The sequence below is a fragment of the Mesorhizobium sp. P3_A8 genome, assembly GCF_056402995.1.
Map to the genome: position 1 here is coordinate 126,119 of NZ_JBFUGI010000013.1, position 15,706 is coordinate 141,824.

15 protein-coding genes are annotated in these 15,706 nt (G+C 63.3%); 12 read left to right on the forward strand and 3 right to left on the reverse strand.

Features of this window, described 5'->3' with window-relative positions; genetic code table 11:
- Nucleotides 1-169: 169 nt before the first annotated feature.
- The 7 genes from AC1DX4_RS27390 to AC1DX4_RS27420 all read left to right on the forward strand — a co-directional run bounded on the left by AC1DX4_RS27390 (nucleotide 170) and on the right by AC1DX4_RS27420 (nucleotide 8,388).
- Nucleotides 170-1,156 (forward strand): ABC transporter substrate-binding protein, encoded by a 987-nt coding sequence (locus AC1DX4_RS27390; RefSeq protein ID WP_477223277.1) that lies wholly within the window; start codon nucleotides 170-172, stop codon nucleotides 1,154-1,156.
- Between the two features lie 58 nt (nucleotides 1,157-1,214).
- Nucleotides 1,215-2,918 (forward strand): ABC transporter permease, encoded by a 1,704-nt coding sequence (locus AC1DX4_RS27395; protein WP_477223278.1) that lies wholly within the window; start codon nucleotides 1,215-1,217, stop codon nucleotides 2,916-2,918.
- Nucleotides 2,906-3,985, forward strand: a complete 1,080-nt coding sequence (locus tag AC1DX4_RS27400) for an ABC transporter ATP-binding protein (RefSeq protein ID WP_477223279.1) — start codon at nucleotides 2,906-2,908, stop codon at nucleotides 3,983-3,985. The genes AC1DX4_RS27395 and AC1DX4_RS27400 overlap by 13 nt, the downstream gene beginning before the upstream one ends.
- On the forward strand, nucleotides 3,985-5,148 hold the full coding sequence (locus AC1DX4_RS27405) for an MBL fold metallo-hydrolase (protein ID WP_477223388.1): 1,164 nt from the start codon (nucleotides 3,985-3,987) through the stop codon (nucleotides 5,146-5,148). The genes AC1DX4_RS27400 and AC1DX4_RS27405 overlap by 1 nt, the downstream gene beginning before the upstream one ends.
- Nucleotides 5,148-5,891, forward strand: coding sequence for a 5'/3'-nucleotidase SurE (locus AC1DX4_RS27410; protein ID WP_477223280.1), 744 nt, complete (start codon nucleotides 5,148-5,150; stop codon nucleotides 5,889-5,891). The genes AC1DX4_RS27405 and AC1DX4_RS27410 overlap by 1 nt, the downstream gene beginning before the upstream one ends.
- Before the next feature lie 105 nt (nucleotides 5,892-5,996).
- On the forward strand, nucleotides 5,997-7,187 hold the full coding sequence (locus tag AC1DX4_RS27415) for a DUF930 domain-containing protein (protein WP_477223281.1): 1,191 nt from the start codon (nucleotides 5,997-5,999) through the stop codon (nucleotides 7,185-7,187).
- A gap of 184 nt (nucleotides 7,188-7,371) precedes the next feature.
- Nucleotides 7,372-8,388, forward strand: coding sequence for a DUF930 domain-containing protein (locus AC1DX4_RS27420; protein ID WP_477223282.1), 1,017 nt, complete (start codon nucleotides 7,372-7,374; stop codon nucleotides 8,386-8,388).
- A 9-nt stretch (nucleotides 8,389-8,397) separates the two neighbouring features.
- On the opposite strand, the gene AC1DX4_RS27425 is transcribed toward AC1DX4_RS27420, so the two are convergent.
- Nucleotides 8,398-9,072 carry an HAD family hydrolase gene (locus tag AC1DX4_RS27425; protein ID WP_477223283.1) on the reverse strand — a complete coding sequence of 225 codons (675 nt, stop codon included), beginning with the start codon at nucleotides 9,070-9,072 and terminating at the stop codon, nucleotides 8,398-8,400.
- 103 nt (nucleotides 9,073-9,175) lie between these two features.
- Nucleotides 9,176-9,817 carry a hypothetical protein gene (locus AC1DX4_RS27430; RefSeq protein WP_477223284.1) on the reverse strand — a complete coding sequence of 214 codons (642 nt, stop codon included), beginning with the start codon at nucleotides 9,815-9,817 and terminating at the stop codon, nucleotides 9,176-9,178.
- Between the two features lie 190 nt (nucleotides 9,818-10,007).
- On the opposite strand from AC1DX4_RS27430, the gene AC1DX4_RS27435 reads away from it, so the two are divergent.
- The 5 genes from AC1DX4_RS27435 to ptsP all read left to right on the forward strand — a co-directional run bounded on the left by AC1DX4_RS27435 (nucleotide 10,008) and on the right by ptsP (nucleotide 14,769).
- Complete coding sequence (locus tag AC1DX4_RS27435) at nucleotides 10,008-10,445, forward strand: transcriptional regulator GutM (RefSeq protein ID WP_127415454.1); 438 nt, start codon at nucleotides 10,008-10,010, stop codon at nucleotides 10,443-10,445.
- Nucleotides 10,446-10,496: 51 nt separating this feature from the next.
- Nucleotides 10,497-11,258, forward strand: coding sequence for a PTS glucitol/sorbitol transporter subunit IIC (gene srlA / locus AC1DX4_RS27440; RefSeq protein ID WP_477223285.1), 762 nt, complete (start codon nucleotides 10,497-10,499; stop codon nucleotides 11,256-11,258).
- Between the two features lie 16 nt (nucleotides 11,259-11,274).
- Nucleotides 11,275-12,273, forward strand: a complete 999-nt coding sequence (gene srlE / locus AC1DX4_RS27445) for a PTS glucitol/sorbitol transporter subunit IIB (protein ID WP_477223286.1) — start codon at nucleotides 11,275-11,277, stop codon at nucleotides 12,271-12,273.
- Nucleotides 12,274-12,346: 73 nt separating this feature from the next.
- On the forward strand, nucleotides 12,347-12,727 hold the full coding sequence (locus AC1DX4_RS27450; protein WP_477223287.1) for a PTS glucitol/sorbitol transporter subunit IIA: 381 nt from the start codon (nucleotides 12,347-12,349) through the stop codon (nucleotides 12,725-12,727).
- A gap of 56 nt (nucleotides 12,728-12,783) precedes the next feature.
- The gene (gene ptsP / locus AC1DX4_RS27455) at nucleotides 12,784-14,769 is read left to right on the forward strand and encodes a phosphoenolpyruvate--protein phosphotransferase (protein ID WP_477223288.1); all 1,986 of its coding nucleotides are present in this window, start codon (nucleotides 12,784-12,786) and stop codon (nucleotides 14,767-14,769) included.
- 39 nt (nucleotides 14,770-14,808) lie between these two features.
- Here ptsP and AC1DX4_RS27460 read toward each other — a convergent pair whose 3' ends face one another.
- Nucleotides 14,809-15,609, reverse strand: a complete 801-nt coding sequence (locus AC1DX4_RS27460) for a hypothetical protein (protein WP_477223289.1) — start codon at nucleotides 15,607-15,609, stop codon at nucleotides 14,809-14,811.
- Between the last annotated feature and the right edge of the window lie 97 nt (nucleotides 15,610-15,706).

Consider the following 15,706-nt stretch of genomic DNA (forward strand, 5'->3'; position numbering starts at 1 on the left):
CGATTGTTGCATAGTCGTGTTCATTTGTAATTGACAATGTACATATGAACATATTTTGTCGGTTTCACGCGCTGTGTCATCCACCAGTCATATGCGCCGTGCAGGGAGGAAGAGACGGGGAGCCGGCCAGGGGTCGGACCGTTCATGCACAGACAAGACAGGAGGTCTCATGAAGACGCACTTCATCAAGCTGCTGGCCAGCCAGTTGGCACTCGCGGCAACTTTGTTTGCCGGCGTGGCAAATGCCGAAACACTGACGCTCTACACATCGCAGCCGGAAGCCGATGCGGCCAAGACCGTGGATGCCTTCAAGAAGGCGCAGCCCGGCATCGACGTGACCATCTATCGTTCCGGAACCAGCGATATCCTCACCAAGATGGCGGCCGAGTTCGCTGCCGGCAGCCCGCAGCCCGACGTGCTGCTGATCGCCGATGCGGTCTCGATGGAGCTGTTGAAGAAGGATGACCGGCTGATGCCTTATGCCGAGGCCAAGCTCGACGGCATCGAGGCCGATGCCTATGACGCCGACAAGACCTATTTCGGCAGTAAGCTGATCACCACCGGCATCGTCTACAACACCGCAGCCGCGCAAAAGCCGGAACATTGGGCCGATCTCGCCAAGCCCGCCTATGCCGATGGCCTGGTTATGCCGAGCCCGCTCTATTCGGGTGCCGCCGCCTATCTGCTTTCGGGCTTCGCCGGCGATGCCAATTATGGCTGGGATTTCTTCCAGAAGCTGAAGACCAACAACACCGTCAGCGTGCGCGGCAATGGCGCGGTGCTGAAGTCGGTGGCATCGGGCGAGAAGCCCTATGGCATCCTCGTCGACTTCATGGCGATGAACGCCAAGAAGAAGGGTTCGCCGGTCGAGTTCGTGTTTCCAAGCGAGGGCGTGCCGGCGGTGACCGAACCGGTCGCCATCATGAAGACGGCTAGGAATGTCGACGGCGCCAAGAAGTTTGTCGACTTCATTCTATCGGATGAAGGGCAGAAGCTGGCGCTGTCCATGGGTTACCTGCCGGCGCGCGCCTCGGTCGGCCGCCCCGACTGGCTGCCGGAAGGCGTCAAGGTCAAGGTAATGCCGTTTGACACCAAGGCGATCGTCGCCAAGACCGACGCCGACAAGGCGAAGTTCTCGGAACTCTTCGGCGGCTGAGCCGAGACTCACGCGGGATGCCGTTTCGGCGGCATCCCGGATCTCAGGAAACGTAACCATGTCGACACGCATCGGGGAAAGCCGGGGCCAGGAAATGGTCCTGACGGCGGCGGTGGCCGTCGTCATCGTGCTGCTTTCGCTGCTGCCCATGCTGCGGCTCATCAAGGAGATCGTGGCACCCGGCGGCACCTTGTCGACCGTGGCCATCGCGGCCGGACTGAGAAGCCCGGCGACCTGGGTCGCGACTTGGCATACGCTGGTTGTCGGCATTGGCGGCACCTTGCTTGCGGTGCTGTCGGGAACGCTGGTGGCGGTGCTCGTCTCGCTGACCGACATACGCGGCCGCAGTGCCCTGGTGCTGTGCTACGTCATGCCGCTGATGATCGCGCCGCAGGTGACAGCCTTGGCCTGGCTGCAACTGTTCGGCCCGGCAAGCCCATTCCTCAAACTGTTCGGCGCGGCACCACCGCTCGGCACCAAGAACCCGCTCTATTCGACTTCGGGCATCATCCTGCTGCTCGGCGTGCAGTATGGCCCGCTGGTCTTCCTGCTGGTTCGGGCCGGCCTGCGCAAGCTGCCGCGCGAGCTGGTCGAGGCCGCGCGCGCCGGTGGCGCCGGCTGGTTCACCGTGCTGGTCACCATTGTCTTGCCGCTGATGACGCCGTCGATCATGGCCGCCGCGGCACTCGCTTTCGTGTCCTGCGTCGGTAATTTCGGCATCCCGGCCTTCCTTGGCATTCCCGCCAACTATCTGGTGCTACCGACGCTCATCTATCAGAAGCTGGCGGGCGGCGGGCCGGCCGTGCTCGGCGAAACCGCGTTCCTGTCGGTGCTGATCGGCGTCATCGCCATGGCCGGCATCCTCGCCCAGGAGCTCATGAGCCGTCGACGCGACTATCGCATCAGTTCCACCTCACTGCCGGCCGAGCCCTACGAGCTTGGCCGCTGGCGACCGGTCGTCCAGGCCGGCATGTGGCTGCTGATCGTGGCGGTGTTGTTCCTGCCGCTGTTCGGGCTGGTGCTGACATCGCTGGTGCCGGGCTACGGCATCGCACTCAACGCCAAAACGGCGACGCTCGACAATTACCGCTTCGTGCTGTTCGAGCATGACGCAGCCAGCCGAGCCTTCTTCAACAGTTTCTGGCTGTCGATCGCGGCAGCCTTCTTCGCGGTCGTCGTCGCCGTGCCGGTAGGCTATCTCATCGCCTGGGGCAAGCAGCGCTGGGTGCGGCTGCTCAATTTCGCGGTCGAACTGCCTTATGCCTTGCCCGGTGTGGTGCTGGCGATCGCCTCTCTGCTGCTCTTCCTGCGGCCGATCCCGCTGACCGGCATTCAGCTCTACAACACGGTCTGGATCATCCTCTACGCCTATCTCGCGCGCTTCCTGGTGCTGGCGCTGCGGCCGACCATCAGTGGCTATCACCAGATCGACCGGGCGCTGGAGGAGGCGGCACAAGTGGCGGGCGCCGGCCTGTTCACCCGCATGCGCACCATCATCTTTCCGCTGGTCGCACCGGCGGCGATTGCCGGCGGCCTTTTGATTTTCATGACGGCGCTCAGCGAACTCACCGTCTCGGCGTTGCTGTGGTCCTCGGGTTCCGAGACGATCGGTGTGGTGATGTTTTCCTTCGAACAGGGCGGCGATTCCAACTATGCGGCGGCGATGTCGGTCATCACGGTCGCGGTCACCTTCGTGCTGATGCTGGTGACCAATCTGCTCGCCCCCTACCTTCCTAGCGGAGTGCTGCCATGGCGCGATTGAGCCTGGACCATGTGACCAAGAGCTTCGCTGATTTTGATGCGGTCAAGGATGTCTCGATCGACGTCGCGGACGGCGAGTTCCTTGCTGTGCTTGGGCCTTCCGGCTGCGGCAAGACGACGTTGCTGCGCCTCGTTGCCGGCTTCGAGAAAGTGACCTCGGGCGAGATCCGCATCGGCAGCGATGTCGTGTCGAACAGCGGCGGCAGCGTCGCGCCGGAAAAGCGGCGCGTCGGCATAGTCTTCCAGAACTACGCGCTGTGGCCGCACATGACGGTTGCGGAAAACATCGGCTATTCGCTGAAGGTGGCAAAGCTGGACAAGGCCGTCGCGCGCCAGAAGGTGGAAGACGCGCTGGCTTTGGTCAATCTGCAGGGACTGGGCGAACGCCGGCCCGCCAATCTCTCCGGCGGCCAGCGCCAACGCGTGGCCCTGGCGCGCTGCCTGGTGGCGGCACCGTCGCTGGTGCTGTTCGACGAGCCGCTCGCCAATCTTGATGTGCACCTGAGAGCCTCGATGGAAGACGAGTTCGCCGCCTTCCACAAGCGCACGGGCACGACCATCGTCTATATCACCCATGATCAGGCCGAGGCGATGGCGCTGGCCGACCGTATCGCAGTGATGGATCACGGGCGCCTGGCGCAGCTCGCGACGCCACGCGAGCTCTATCATAAACCGGCAAACGAAATGGTCGCCTCCTTCATCTCGCAAGGCATTTTGCTGCCGGCCGATGTCTTGACGAGAGACGAAGGTGGCCATTGCAAGGTCCGGGTTCTCGGAACCGAACTGGTGGTCCGCTGCCGGCCCGGCGAATGGCCGCGTGCTGGTGCGAAGATCTGCTGCCGGTCGGCGGATCTCGACGTATCACCGGATGGTCCGGGCTTCGATGGTCTCGTCAAGCGGGTGATCTACCAGGGGGGTGCCGCGCGCATCGAATTCACGCCTGCCGCTGGTCCCGATCTCACCTTGCACTTCGAACAGCCCGATCCGGTGGTGCTGGAGAGCGGTGCCCAGGCACGCCTGCGGATAAAATCCGGCTGGCTGATCCCGGCTGCGGGGACAGCATCGTGATGATGCTGGACCTGCTTGGCGGCTTCGGGGAAAAGGGCCGCACCAGCCTCGCCGTCAGCAGTGGTGGCGATCGCATCCTGCTTGATGTCGGGATCAAGGTCGGCGCTTCCGGGGCGGAATATTATCCGGCACTCGACGGGTCGGTCGACGACATCGATGCCCTGTTTGTCTCGCACGCCCATGAGGATCATGTCGGCGCGCTGAGTTGGCTGTTGTCGCTCGGCTATGCCGGCCCGATCTTCATGACAGCCGAGACGCGCGACGAGGCGCCGGCCACGCTTGCCGCCTATGCCGAGCCGGACGATTTCAGGCGCTTTCCGCTGCCGGATGATCGTATCGAAATCTTCGAACCCGGCGACACGCTGAAGACCGGCAATCTCACGGTCAGGACCGGTCGGTCGGGGCATGTCGTGGGCGGCGTCTGGTTCGCTGTCGATGACGGAAAAAGCCGCATGGTCTATTCCGCCGATGTGGTGCCGGATAGCCATGTGTTCGTCATGGACACGATCCCGCACTGCGATCTTCTGGTCTTCGACGCCTCCTACGGCGCCGACCCCGTGCCGGGAGCGGCACGAGCGCGGGAAATTTCTGAATGGGTGGCGCGGCATCCGCAGGGATGTCTGCTGCCGACGCCGCTGTCGGGCCGGTCGCTGGAATTGATCGCGGCCTTGCCGGGGCCGTTTGCCATCCATGCCGGCATGCGTGCGTCGCTGGAAGCGCAGATCGGCGCCACGGCGGCCTTGTTGCCTGATATTTCCGAGCTTCTGCGTGCCCGTTTGGCAAGTGCTGCCGACTGGACCGATGCCGATCCCTTGCCGCCGCTGCCGTTGTTGGCCGATGATGGCATGGGCGAGGCCGGCCCATCGTCGCGGCTGTTGCCTCGTGCCGACGACGCGGGTTTTCCTGTGCTGCTTACGGGGCATCTGCCGGCGGGTTCTCCGGGCGATCTCTTGCACAGAGCCGGCCGGGCGGACTGGGTGCGGATGCCCACCCATCCGACGCTGTCGGGCAATGTCGATATCTGGGAGAAGGCAGGACGGCCTGATGCGCTCGGCCATTCCTGCGCACCCGATTCTCTTGAAGACCTCAAAAGTCACATCCCCTCACTGCGCACGCAATGCCGCACCGGCCAGCGCATCGCGGTGCCGCAAGGAAGCAAATGATGAGAATTCTGATCTGCAACGATGACGGCATCGAAGCACCGGGGCTTGCCCGTCTTGTCAACGCGGTCACCGGGCTGAGCGACGATGTCTGGGTGGTCGCGCCCGATGGCAAGCGCACCGCCGCCGGCTCGTCGCTGACGATCGCGAGGCCGTTGACGATGCGGCGCGTCAAGCCGAACTGGTATTCCTGCTCGGGCACACCGGCCGATTGCGTGGTGAGTGCGATGGCGTGGCTGTTTGCCGATGCGAAGAAACCGGATCTGGTGCTGTCGGGCGTCAATGACGGCCGCAATGTCGCCGAGGACCTTGCCTATTCCGGCACGCTCGGCATTGCCCGGGAGGCAACCTTCTGGGGCGTGCCGGCGATCGGCTTTTCGCGGGTGAAAAATCCCGATTTCACCGATGGCGACGACCAATGGCTCGGCGCGCTGATCGCCTCACTATGGCAGTCGCACACCGACTGGGCGACAGAGGGACATTGGCTCAGCGCCAACCTGCCGACCGCGCTGCCGGCCGAAATCCGGCAGCCGCGCATCGGCCGCGACAAGATCGGCCGCACGGCCGAAATCGTGGAAAGCGATGGCGATCGCACGGTCATCACCGTACCGCGCGGGCGGGCTCACGCGAGTGAGCCGGGCGACGAAAACGAAGCAATCGATGCCGGCTTCGTCAGCATCAACCGGCTGAACTGGTTTGGCGAAACGCGGCTCAACGAACGGTTTCTGGGTGAGATTCTGGGTTGATCTTCTGCGTGTGACCATCCGGATCACTAAGCTGTCAGCGGCCAAATTGCGCCAATCCTGTCCTTATGCTTGAAGCCGCCGCTATTTCATTCCACATCGACTGGGATGAAGGACGAAGCACGAGAACGGCGTCGGAATCTGTTGTGGGGCATCCCCGCATCGCTGATTCTGCATGCGCTTGTAGTCGCAGCATTCGTGATCTACGGCCTGCCGCGGCCTCCCCAACAGTTGCAGGAGGAGCAACCGGTCAATGTCTCGATCGTGCCGCCGCCCGATCAGCCAAAGCCGAAACCTGTTCCTCCGCCGCCCAAAGCCGAAAAGCCGCCCGAACCAAAACCTGAAAAGCCGCCCGAGCAGAAAGTGGAAAAGCCGCCGCCTCCGGAGCCGCCGAAGCCGCAGAACCTCCCGGTTCTGAAGCGCGTCTTTCAGTATGGCCAGAAGGATACCGGGCCGGAGAAATCACTCGACGGAAGCAGCGCTAAACCCGACACGCCGTCGCCGGCCAAGGATGAGGCGGCGAAGCCACCTGTCGCACCGACACCCACGCCGACCCAGCCCGCCCCGGCTGCACCGCCACAGCAGAAGGCGGAGCCCAGCAAGCCTGACGAGAAGCCGGCCACCGCCACGCCGGACGAAAGACCCGCGCAAAGCGAGGAAAAGCCGGCGACCGAGGACGCCGACAAGCAGCAGCCGGACAAACAGGAGGCGGCGCCGCAAACCGACGAGAAGCAAGCGGTCGCAGCGCCAAAGCCGTTGGCGGCCGAGACCGGTGGCAAGCCGGTGCCTCCAGCCTCAACAGGAAAGGCAAAGCCCAAACCTGCCAAGACAATGACGTTCAAACCCGCAAGAGCCTTCAAAGCGCCGATCGGGAATGCTGGAAGGTCAAATTCCAGCAACGACGATGTTGCGGGTTCGCCGATCTATTCCGGCCTTCCCGGCGTCAGAAAGCTTTACTCGCAGGGGGCAACCGGCAATGCGTTCGCCACAAGCTCCATGGAGAATGTGCCGCGCGGTCAGCGCGTGGCCACCCTTTGCGGCAATGTTCTGAGCCAGGAACTGCAAGGTGCCGACTACTCGGTCAAATGGGTGCCGACCATTACGCTGGACAAAGGCAATGTTCTCAATCCTCCGAAAGCCGCCTTCAGCACCAGAAGCGCCTGGTATAATCTGGACTTCCGGTGCGAAGTCGACGCCGATGCGACGAGGGTCCTGTCTTTCAACTTCCGCGTCGGCGCCTTGATTCCGCCCGGCGAATGGGCCAGTCGCGGATTCACCCCCAAGTACCCGCTGAATTAGGCCGGCACGCTGGATTGGCGCCCATCCTGGCGGCGGCGAACTGGCTGATCCCAAGTCTTGACGGATCGGATCGTGGGCAGCCGCTCGTTGAGCCGTCCCAGCGCCTTGGTCGGGCTGCCCTGCGTGTGGTGATCCAAATCGACAAGCTGTCAGCGGCTAGATTGCGCTAATCCAATGCCTATGCTTGAAGCCGCCGCTATTTCATTCCACATCGGTCTGGATGAATGATGAGGCACGAGAACGGCGTCGGAATCTGTTGTGGGGCATCCCCGCATCGCTGATCCTGCACGTGCTTATCGCGGCGATCCTGATATACGGCCTGCCAATTCCTCCCCAAACACCGCCGGAGGAGCAGCTGGTCAATGTCGCGCTTGTGCCTCCGCCCGATCAGCCGAAACCGAAACCTGCTCCCGTGCCGCCTCCTAAGCCACCGGAGCCGAAGGTTGAAAAACCACCCGAGCAGAAGGTTGAAAAGCCGCCTCCGCCGGAAAAGCAGGCACAGAAGCCCCCGCCAGTCGAGGGCCTGAAGCCTGTCTTTCAGTTCGGCGACAAGGATACCGGCCCGAGGAAATTCCTGGATGGGGCCAGCGCTCAGGACGGTTCGCCCGCGCCGGCCACGGATGACGCTTCGAAGCCGCCGGTCGAGCCGAAGCCCGCAGAGGATGAATCCGCGGCGTCGGCGGAAGCGCACGACGCCGACGAGCAAACAGCCCCTGCGCCCACGTCACCGGCTACCGCCGGCGACGTGGGCGAGATCGAGCTTCCCATGTCGGCGGAAGCGCCGAAGCCCAAACCGGCAAATGCGCCGAAGCCCGGCCCTTCAAAGGTCTCGAAGTCTGCATCGCGGAACCAATCGAGCCTTCCGGGTGTTCGCAGGCTGTTCTCGCAAGGCTCTATCAGCGATGCACTGGCCACGACCGCGATGGACGGAGTGCCTCGTGGACAGCGTGCTGCCATGCTTTGCGCCAACGCGTTGCAGCAGCAGTTGCTGGATGCCTCTTATTTTCCCAAATGGGTGCCATCTATTCCGCTGAAGGCGGGCAATATTGTTGACGGCTCGGATACCGCTTTCAGCACGACAACCGCATGGTACCATCTGAGCTTCCGGTGCGAGGTCGATACCAATGCGACGAGGGTCTTGTCATTCGACTTCCGTGTCGGCGGTGAGATGCCACGCAGCGAATGGCCGCGGCCCCTCTAGTCTGCCAGTCTACGCCGGCACGCCGAGTCCGGCCAGTTGCCGGCTAACTTCTTGCCAGTCGGCGCAGACGAAATCGGCGCCAGCCGCTGTCAGTCGCATAGCATGCTCGGCATAGGTATGGCCGCCGCCGGTGTAGCCGATCGCCGTCATGCCGGCGGCAACCGCGCCCTGGATGCCGAAGGGCGAATCTTCGATGACGATGCAATCGGCCGGGTTGGCGCCCATTTTGGCGGCGGCGAACAGGAAGATGTCGGGCGCCGGCTTGCCGTTCTTGACCATCGAGGAGCTGTAGATTGCCTCGCCGAAGACATGCGCCAGCCCGGTGACGGCAAGGCTGTGGTTGATACGCTCGACCGAGGATGACGAGGCGACGCAGCGGTCGCCCTGAAGTGTTTCCAGAAACGCGGCGATTCCCGGTGTCGGCTTCAATTCCTCGGTGAACAGAATCTTGGTCTCGGCCCAGATGTCACCGTCGGCCGCGGCGGGAAACTGGTGGCCGGTCAATTCCCTGATCCTGACGATGATGTCGGACTGCTTCATGCCGACGCACTGGGCGATGATGCCGCCGTGAACGCCGGGCATGCCGTGCTTTTCATAGACGCGCTCATAGGCCCTGGCGGCCAGCGGCTCGCTGTCGACGAGAACGCCGTCGCAATCGAAGATGATAGGCCTTGGTAGCGCCACGCGCTTCTCCTCAAGTCACATTTCGCACATCGCTATCGGCAAAAAGTCAAATGTTCAATAGTGCGATCTCTTGAGCGCGTTTTGGGGATGAAACGGTGGGCGATCAAAGCTGGCGCAGCGCATCGCTTGCGCGGGCGGATCCGAGCGCCCTTTGCATGGCTTGCCGGGACTGTGCGCGATCCGGCGTGATCCAGTTCGGTTCGGCGCCGAGGAAGCGATCGAGGAAAGCCACCGCATAGGCCGGCATCTCGGTGACATTCTCGCGATAGGACCACCAGGTGCGCAGGTCGTCGGCGCATTTGTCGATGCTGGGCGCCGTGCCGAACTCCTGCTCGTGGACCGCCGAAATCACCGAGACGCAGTAGTTGGTGTAGAGGAAGCCTTCCGGCCAGAAGCGGATGATTTCCAGCGTGCCGGCATTCTGATCCGTCTCGATGAGCTCTGCGAGACCGGAGATTTCCCTGGCTGGCGCCTGCTTGATCAGTTCGCGCAGCACCAGGCCGGCGGCAAAGACTATGAAGTCGGCGCGGTCGACCGCGGCGAAGCGCTTCTGCGCCTCCATGATCTCGACCCAGTCGAGAAAAGCCCTTGTCAGCTTTGCCTCGTCGATGTCGAAGCGTACGCCGAATGTGTCCGAGACCACCTTGGCGCTGCCGCGGAAGGTGGCGCGGAACCAGCGCAGCTGCCGTAACCGGTGGCGCAGGTCGGGCATTAGGGCCAATTCATCCCTGAAGGGCAGTTCCATTGCATGCATCCCGTTTGACGACAGGCTAGCACAGCCGTGCCGCCGCTGAAATCGGCGACGGTCCTGTGGATGGCGTGGCAGAGGCCAATATCATACATATTGACATTCGCGGAAACAAATGTTCTCACTTTGCTGTTGTCGCGCGCCGGTCCAAGGTGGGCTTCAACTGAGGCTTCGGGAGGAGAACCGAATGGCGATTTGGCAGTGGGGACTGCTTCTGCTGGTTATTGTGTGGGCGCTGCAGTCGCTCGGCGTCTGGCTGCAGATGCGGCACTATTCGGATGTCTTCCGGGGCGTCACCGACCAGTACAAGGACGGCTTCGTCGGAGCCGGCAATTTTCGCGGCCGATTGGCCAAGGGCACCATCGCGCTCGTCGTGGTGACGCCTGACCTGATCGTGCGCCGCCTGATGGTGATGAGCGGCCGCTCCGTCTTCACCAAGTTCAAAAGACATGAAGAATTCGAGGGTGTTCCCCTCGATCGACTCCGGTCCAACCCTGCGATCATGGGGGAGGGGGAACCCGGTGTGGCCGAGGCCGTGAAGCGAGCGATCGAACAGATCGACAAAACACGGTCGGAGCCGGGGAAGAAGCCGGGTCTATCCGGTTTGAACGTAGCAAGGGCCTAGAGGACGCCGCGCACCGACTGGGATAACCGGCGGGCGGCATAAGGAGGAGAAATGTCTGTATTTTCGTTGTTGGCGCAGCATGCCGACATGGCCGTGCACAATCTGCATGTCGCAGGTACCATGGTCTCGGATGCTGCTTTGCATGGCAAGCTCGCCGTCGAGCATGCTTCCGATCATCTCGTTGTCCTTGCGCAAGCAGACAGCGGACCGATCACCGTCGACCAGTTCAAGGAAAAGCTGAAGGACGTCCAGCAGGAAGAGCAGCTCGGCTGGCTGACCGCCATCGGCAAATACTTCATCGGTATCTTCCAGAAGGGCGGCGAAGTGTTCGCCGGCTTCGTCACCGGTATCATTCCAACGCTGGTGGTGCTGATGACCGCCTTCTACGCCGTCACCGAACTGGTCGGCGAAGAGCGCGTGCACGGTCTGGCGCGCGGCGCTGGCCGTATTGCTTTGACCCGCTATACGCTGCTGCCGCTGCTGGCGGTGTTCTTCCTCACCAACCCGATGGCCTACACGTTCGGATCGTTCCTGGAAGAAAAGCACAAGCCGGCCTTCTATGACGCGGCCGTGTCCTACGTGCATCCGCCGCTCGGCCTGTTCCCGCACATCAATCCCGGCGAGTATTTCGTCTGGGGCGGCATTCTCGTGGCTTTGCTCGAGCTTGAGAAGAAGGGCGTTGTCGTCGCCGGTTACCACGTCAAGGTGGCGATCTGGTACGCCATTGTCGGCCTCGTCGTCATCCTGCTCAAGGGCATGCTGACCGAGCGTATCACCATGATCATGGCACGCCGCCAGGGCGTCGAGCTGTAAGGGCGGGGAGGACATCATGGCCAAGACATACAAAGCCGTACGCATCACCCGGGGTAAAACCGGTTGGGGTGGTCCGCTCGTCATCGAGCCAACCGCGCAGCGCGACAAGGTCGTCTCCGTCACTGGCGGCGGCATCCATCCGGTCGCCCAACTTATCGCCGACATGACCGGCGCCACGGCCGTCGACGGCTTCAGGGCGCCGCCGGTCGAAGGCGAGATGGCGGTCGTCGTCGTCGATTGCGGCGGCACCGCACGCTGCGGCGTCTATCCGCGCAAACGCATCCCGACCGTCAATCTGACGCCGGTCGGACAGTCTGGGCCGCTCGCCCAGTTCATCACCGAGGATATCTACGTTTCGGGCGTGAAGCCGGCCGACGTCACAATGGCTGACGGGTCCGAAGCGGTCACCACTGCGGGGGGAGCAGCAGCGATGAGTTCGAGCAATAACAATGCGACGCCGACGGCGCTGCCCAGCGAGGGCGGTCTTATCGGCTTCATCAGCACGATCGGCCGCGTCATGGGTCGGGTGGTCGGCATCTTCTTCAATGCCGGCCGCCGCACGATCGACCAGGTGGTACGCAACGTGCTGCCGTTCATGGCCTTCGTGACCATGCTCATCGGCCTGATCCTGTATACCGGCATCGGTGACGTGCTCGCCCAGCCGATGGGTCCGCTGGCCAACAACATCGTCGGCCTGCTGATCATCTCGGCTATCTGCGGCCTGCCGTTCCTGTCACCCATCCTCGGGCCAGGCGCTGTCATCGCGCAGGTCATCGGCGTCGCCATCATCGGCCCGCAGATCGCCAACGGCACGATTTCGCCGGCGATGGCACTACCGGCGCTGTTTGCCTACAATACCCAGGTGGGCTGCGACTTCGTCCCCGTCGGCCTGGCGCTCGGTGAAGCCAAGCCGAAGACGATCGAGATCGGTGTTCCGGCGGTGCTCATCAGCCGCCAGATCATGGGGCCGGTCTCGGTGCTGATCGCCTGGGTCGTCAGCCTGATCGTGTTCTAAAAGCAATTCCAGGAAAAGTGTAAGCGGTTTTCCGTCCGGAATTGCGTCAAAGTAGGAAAATGAGGTTCGCCATATGACGGTTCTGTTGAGAACACGGGTCACTGCCATCGGGCCCGAAGTGGCGGATCTTGCCGAAGGGGGCGTGGTCATCCTGTTTGCGGATGGCTCGCCGCCGGAGCTTGCCGAGGTCTCGGTGCTCCACAAGACGGAGCTCGGACCCAGCGACGGCGCGCCTCAAAAGGGCGCGTCGATCACCCTTGGTCCGGTTTCCGCTGTCATAACCGCCGTCGGCTCCAGCGCGTGGAGCAAGGTGCTCGAGATGGGCCACGTCGTCATCTCGTTCAACGGCGCCACCGAGGCCGAGAGGCCGGGCGAGATCTGCGCATCGCAGGTCGATACCCAAGCGCTCGTGGCCGCCCTGAAGACAGACGCGATCATCACCATCGCCGCCTGAAGCATTCGCGCCGCTGCCCATCTGGTTTTGGCGCTTAAAAAAGCAGAGTATTTGCCATGGAACGCTCGACCATCGTCAGAGTGCATGAAGGTTTGCACGCCCGTCCCGCCACGCGGTTCGTCAAGCTCGCCAAGGGCTTCGAATCCGATGTCGAACTGGTCAAGGACGGCAAGGCGGTCAGTGCCAAGAGCTCGGTCAAGCTGATGCTGCTGGCGGTCAAGGAAAACCAGGAAGTCACCGTGCGTGCCAACGGCGCCGACGCCATCGAGGCGATCGAAGCGCTGATCGGCTATCTCGAGAACCCCAAGGCCGGTCTCGACGACGAAGCCGAGCCGCAGAGCCCGGCGAATGACGCTGGACAGGAAGCGCCACCCGCACCAGCGCCGCAATCCGCAAAGACTGCACCCGGCGAAGCAAACGGTTTGCGCGGTGTCGCCGCGAGCGAGGGCGTCGCCATCGGGCCGGCCTTCGCGCATTTCCCGCCTGACATCGCCGGACAGGGCCGCATGCTGCAGGCTGAAGAGATCGCCGGCGAGATCGACAGGTTCCGTGCCGCTGTCGCCGCCGTCCAGACGCGCATGGACCGGGCCTTGGCGCAGGACAACCTGTCGGCCGGCGACAGGGGAATCGTCGCAGCCCTGCGCGATATCGCGGCCGACGACAGCCTGACCGGCGAGGCGGAAAAGGCGATCAACGGCGGCAATGACGCGGTTTCGGCCGTCATCATCGCCGCTTCCACCATCGCCGCCGATTTCAGCGCCGTCGACGATCACTACCTCAATGCGCGGGCGGACGATGTCCATGCCGTCGGGCGGCAGATCTGCCTGGTGCTGCTGGGCCAAGACGACGTCAGCCTCGAAAACATTCCCGAAGGCGCCATCCTCATCGCCGACGATATTGGCGCCTGGGATCTGGCGCGCGCGCCGCTGAAACGCATCGGCGGGGTGATTTGCGGGCATGGCGGCGCCACCTCGCACATCGCCATCATCGCCCGCTCGCACGGCATTCCGGCGGTGCTGGGCCTTGGCGACCAGGTCAACGCCTTGCGCACCGCGCGCGACGTGGCGCTCGACGGCAACACCGGCCATGTGATCATCGACCCGGATGCGGCGACGCGCGCCGACTACGCCGGCCGTGTCGAAGCGGCGGCGAAGGAGCGTGCCGGCCTGACCGCCTTCAAGACGGTGACGCCGAAGCGCGCCGACGGCAAGGTGATCGAGGTCGCGGCCAATATCGGCTCGCTGGAGGAAATCGAGGCGGCACAGGAGGCCGGCGCCATGGGCGTCGGCCTGTTCCGCACCGAGCTCCTGTTCATGCGCCACATGCACCTGCCCTCCGAGGACATGCAGGCCGAGACCTATGCGGCGCTGGCCAAGGCCTTCGCGCCCTATTCGGTCATCGTGCGCACGCTCGATATCGGTGGCGACAAGCCGATTGCCGGCATCGAGTTTCCCGACGAGGAGAACCCCTTCCTCGGCTGGCGTGGCATTCGCATGTGCCTCGATCGGCCGGATATCTTCAAGCGCCAGCTAAGGGCGCTGCTCAGGGCCGCCGTGCACGGCAACATCAAGGTGATGCTGCCGATGGTGGCCGATATTTCCGAAGTCACGCGCACCCGCGCACTGGTCGATGAATGCGCCGCCGAACTGAAGGCCGAAGGCGTGCCGCATGCGACGTTCGATCTCGGCGTGATGATCGAAACCCCGGCCGCCGTGCTGATCGCCCCGGCGCTGGCCAAGGAGGTGGCCTTCTTTTCGATCGGCACCAATGATCTGACCCAATACATCATGGCCGCCGATCGGCTCAACCCAACCGTGGCCAAGCTCAACGACGTCACCAATCCGGCGGTCATGATGGCGATCGAACTGACGGCCAAAGCCGGCGTCGCCGCCGGTATCATGGTCGGCATGTGCGGCGAGGCGGCGGGCCGGCCGGATCTGATCCCGGCCTTCATCGAGATGGGCCTGACCGAACTTTCGATGAGTCCGGCCTCGATCCAGCGCGCCAAGAAGACGATCACGGCCATGGCCGCTGGAGATTAGGTTTCCGCAGCCGTTCTCTTTGTTTTGCGCAACCCGGCGTTATGGCAAGTGGGCAAGCAAGGTGGCAAAGACAGGGGTCAATTCCTCGACCGGGCTCGCCTTTCCGCAAGCCTGCACAATGCGGTCGTGACGTATATCGGCAGCCAGGATCGCGATCTCCAGCATGTCCGGCTCCGGCGCACCATCCCTCCCTGTTGTCGCCAGGCCGCAGGCCAGAACGACCGGCGCCAGGCAGCTTATATCGAGCGCCCGGCCGGCGATCGCGGCCGTTTCCGGCGCGGCTTCGCCAAAGCGGACGGGACGCTGGTTGAGCAACTCGACAAGCAGTGCCGCGCAGGTGGCCGCGATTGCTTGCAATCCGGTACCCGGTGCGGTCAACGCGGCCAGCAGATCACCATGGCGCTTGCGCATCGTGGCATGCGCGGCAGCAAAATCAGCCTCATGAATGCGGGCATTATCGATCTTCAGCCCGGCAAGCACTGCCTTGGTCAGGTAGTACATGTCGCGCCGAAACAGGCGTTCGGCGCTCAACTGACGTTCTTCGTCTCCGGCTGGGAAATAGGTGCCAAGGCCTTTCACGGTCGTGCCGTCCACCTTGATCGGGCGCTCATGCGGAACAAAGGATTCGGCGATCGACAGCGCCTCGTCGAAGGCGCTGGCGGCATGGCTGAGCAGGCCTTCGATGCCCTTGCCCGGAAACGGCGGCAGATGGCTGGTGGCTTCGCGCAGGACGCTGGCGTCACCGGTGCCGTCATGGCGGCTTTGGCGGATGATGTCGCGGACTTCCCGCAACCGGTCCTTCAGGTTGACGCGGACGTCTTCGGAGATTTGTCGGAGCATCGCGGATCGCCTCGAAAGTGTCGTGGGGGGCGGCCAGCAGAGGGCCAGCCACCAACTCTACATTGTTCCTATCGATTGGTAGATCAATAGGCGATAC

What these genes read in the sequence shown, in the direction of transcription:
- AC1DX4_RS27395 (WP_477223278.1), top strand. Translation starts at nt 1,215, where the DNA reads ATGTCGACACGCATCGGGGAAAGCCGGGGCCAGGAAATGGTCCTGACG.
- AC1DX4_RS27390 (WP_477223277.1), top strand. Translation starts at nt 170, where the DNA reads ATGAAGACGCACTTCATCAAGCTGCTGGCCAGCCAGTTGGCACTCGCG.
- AC1DX4_RS27410 (WP_477223280.1), top strand. Translation starts at nt 5,148, where the DNA reads ATGAGAATTCTGATCTGCAACGATGACGGCATCGAAGCACCGGGGCTT.
- AC1DX4_RS27430 (WP_477223284.1), bottom strand. Translation starts at nt 9,817, where the DNA reads ATGGAACTGCCCTTCAGGGATGAATTGGCCCTAATGCCCGACCTGCGC.
- AC1DX4_RS27435 (WP_127415454.1), top strand. Translation starts at nt 10,008, where the DNA reads ATGGCGATTTGGCAGTGGGGACTGCTTCTGCTGGTTATTGTGTGGGCG.
- srlA (WP_477223285.1), top strand. Translation starts at nt 10,497, where the DNA reads ATGTCTGTATTTTCGTTGTTGGCGCAGCATGCCGACATGGCCGTGCAC.
- AC1DX4_RS27400 (WP_477223279.1), top strand. Translation starts at nt 2,906, where the DNA reads ATGGCGCGATTGAGCCTGGACCATGTGACCAAGAGCTTCGCTGATTTT.
- AC1DX4_RS27415 (WP_477223281.1), top strand. Translation starts at nt 5,997, where the DNA reads ATGAAGGACGAAGCACGAGAACGGCGTCGGAATCTGTTGTGGGGCATC.
- srlE (WP_477223286.1), top strand. Translation starts at nt 11,275, where the DNA reads ATGGCCAAGACATACAAAGCCGTACGCATCACCCGGGGTAAAACCGGT.
- AC1DX4_RS27460 (WP_477223289.1), bottom strand. Translation starts at nt 15,609, where the DNA reads ATGCTCCGACAAATCTCCGAAGACGTCCGCGTCAACCTGAAGGACCGG.
- AC1DX4_RS27450 (WP_477223287.1), top strand. Translation starts at nt 12,347, where the DNA reads ATGACGGTTCTGTTGAGAACACGGGTCACTGCCATCGGGCCCGAAGTG.
- AC1DX4_RS27405 (WP_477223388.1), top strand. Translation starts at nt 3,985, where the DNA reads ATGATGCTGGACCTGCTTGGCGGCTTCGGGGAAAAGGGCCGCACCAGC.
- ptsP (WP_477223288.1), top strand. Translation starts at nt 12,784, where the DNA reads ATGGAACGCTCGACCATCGTCAGAGTGCATGAAGGTTTGCACGCCCGT.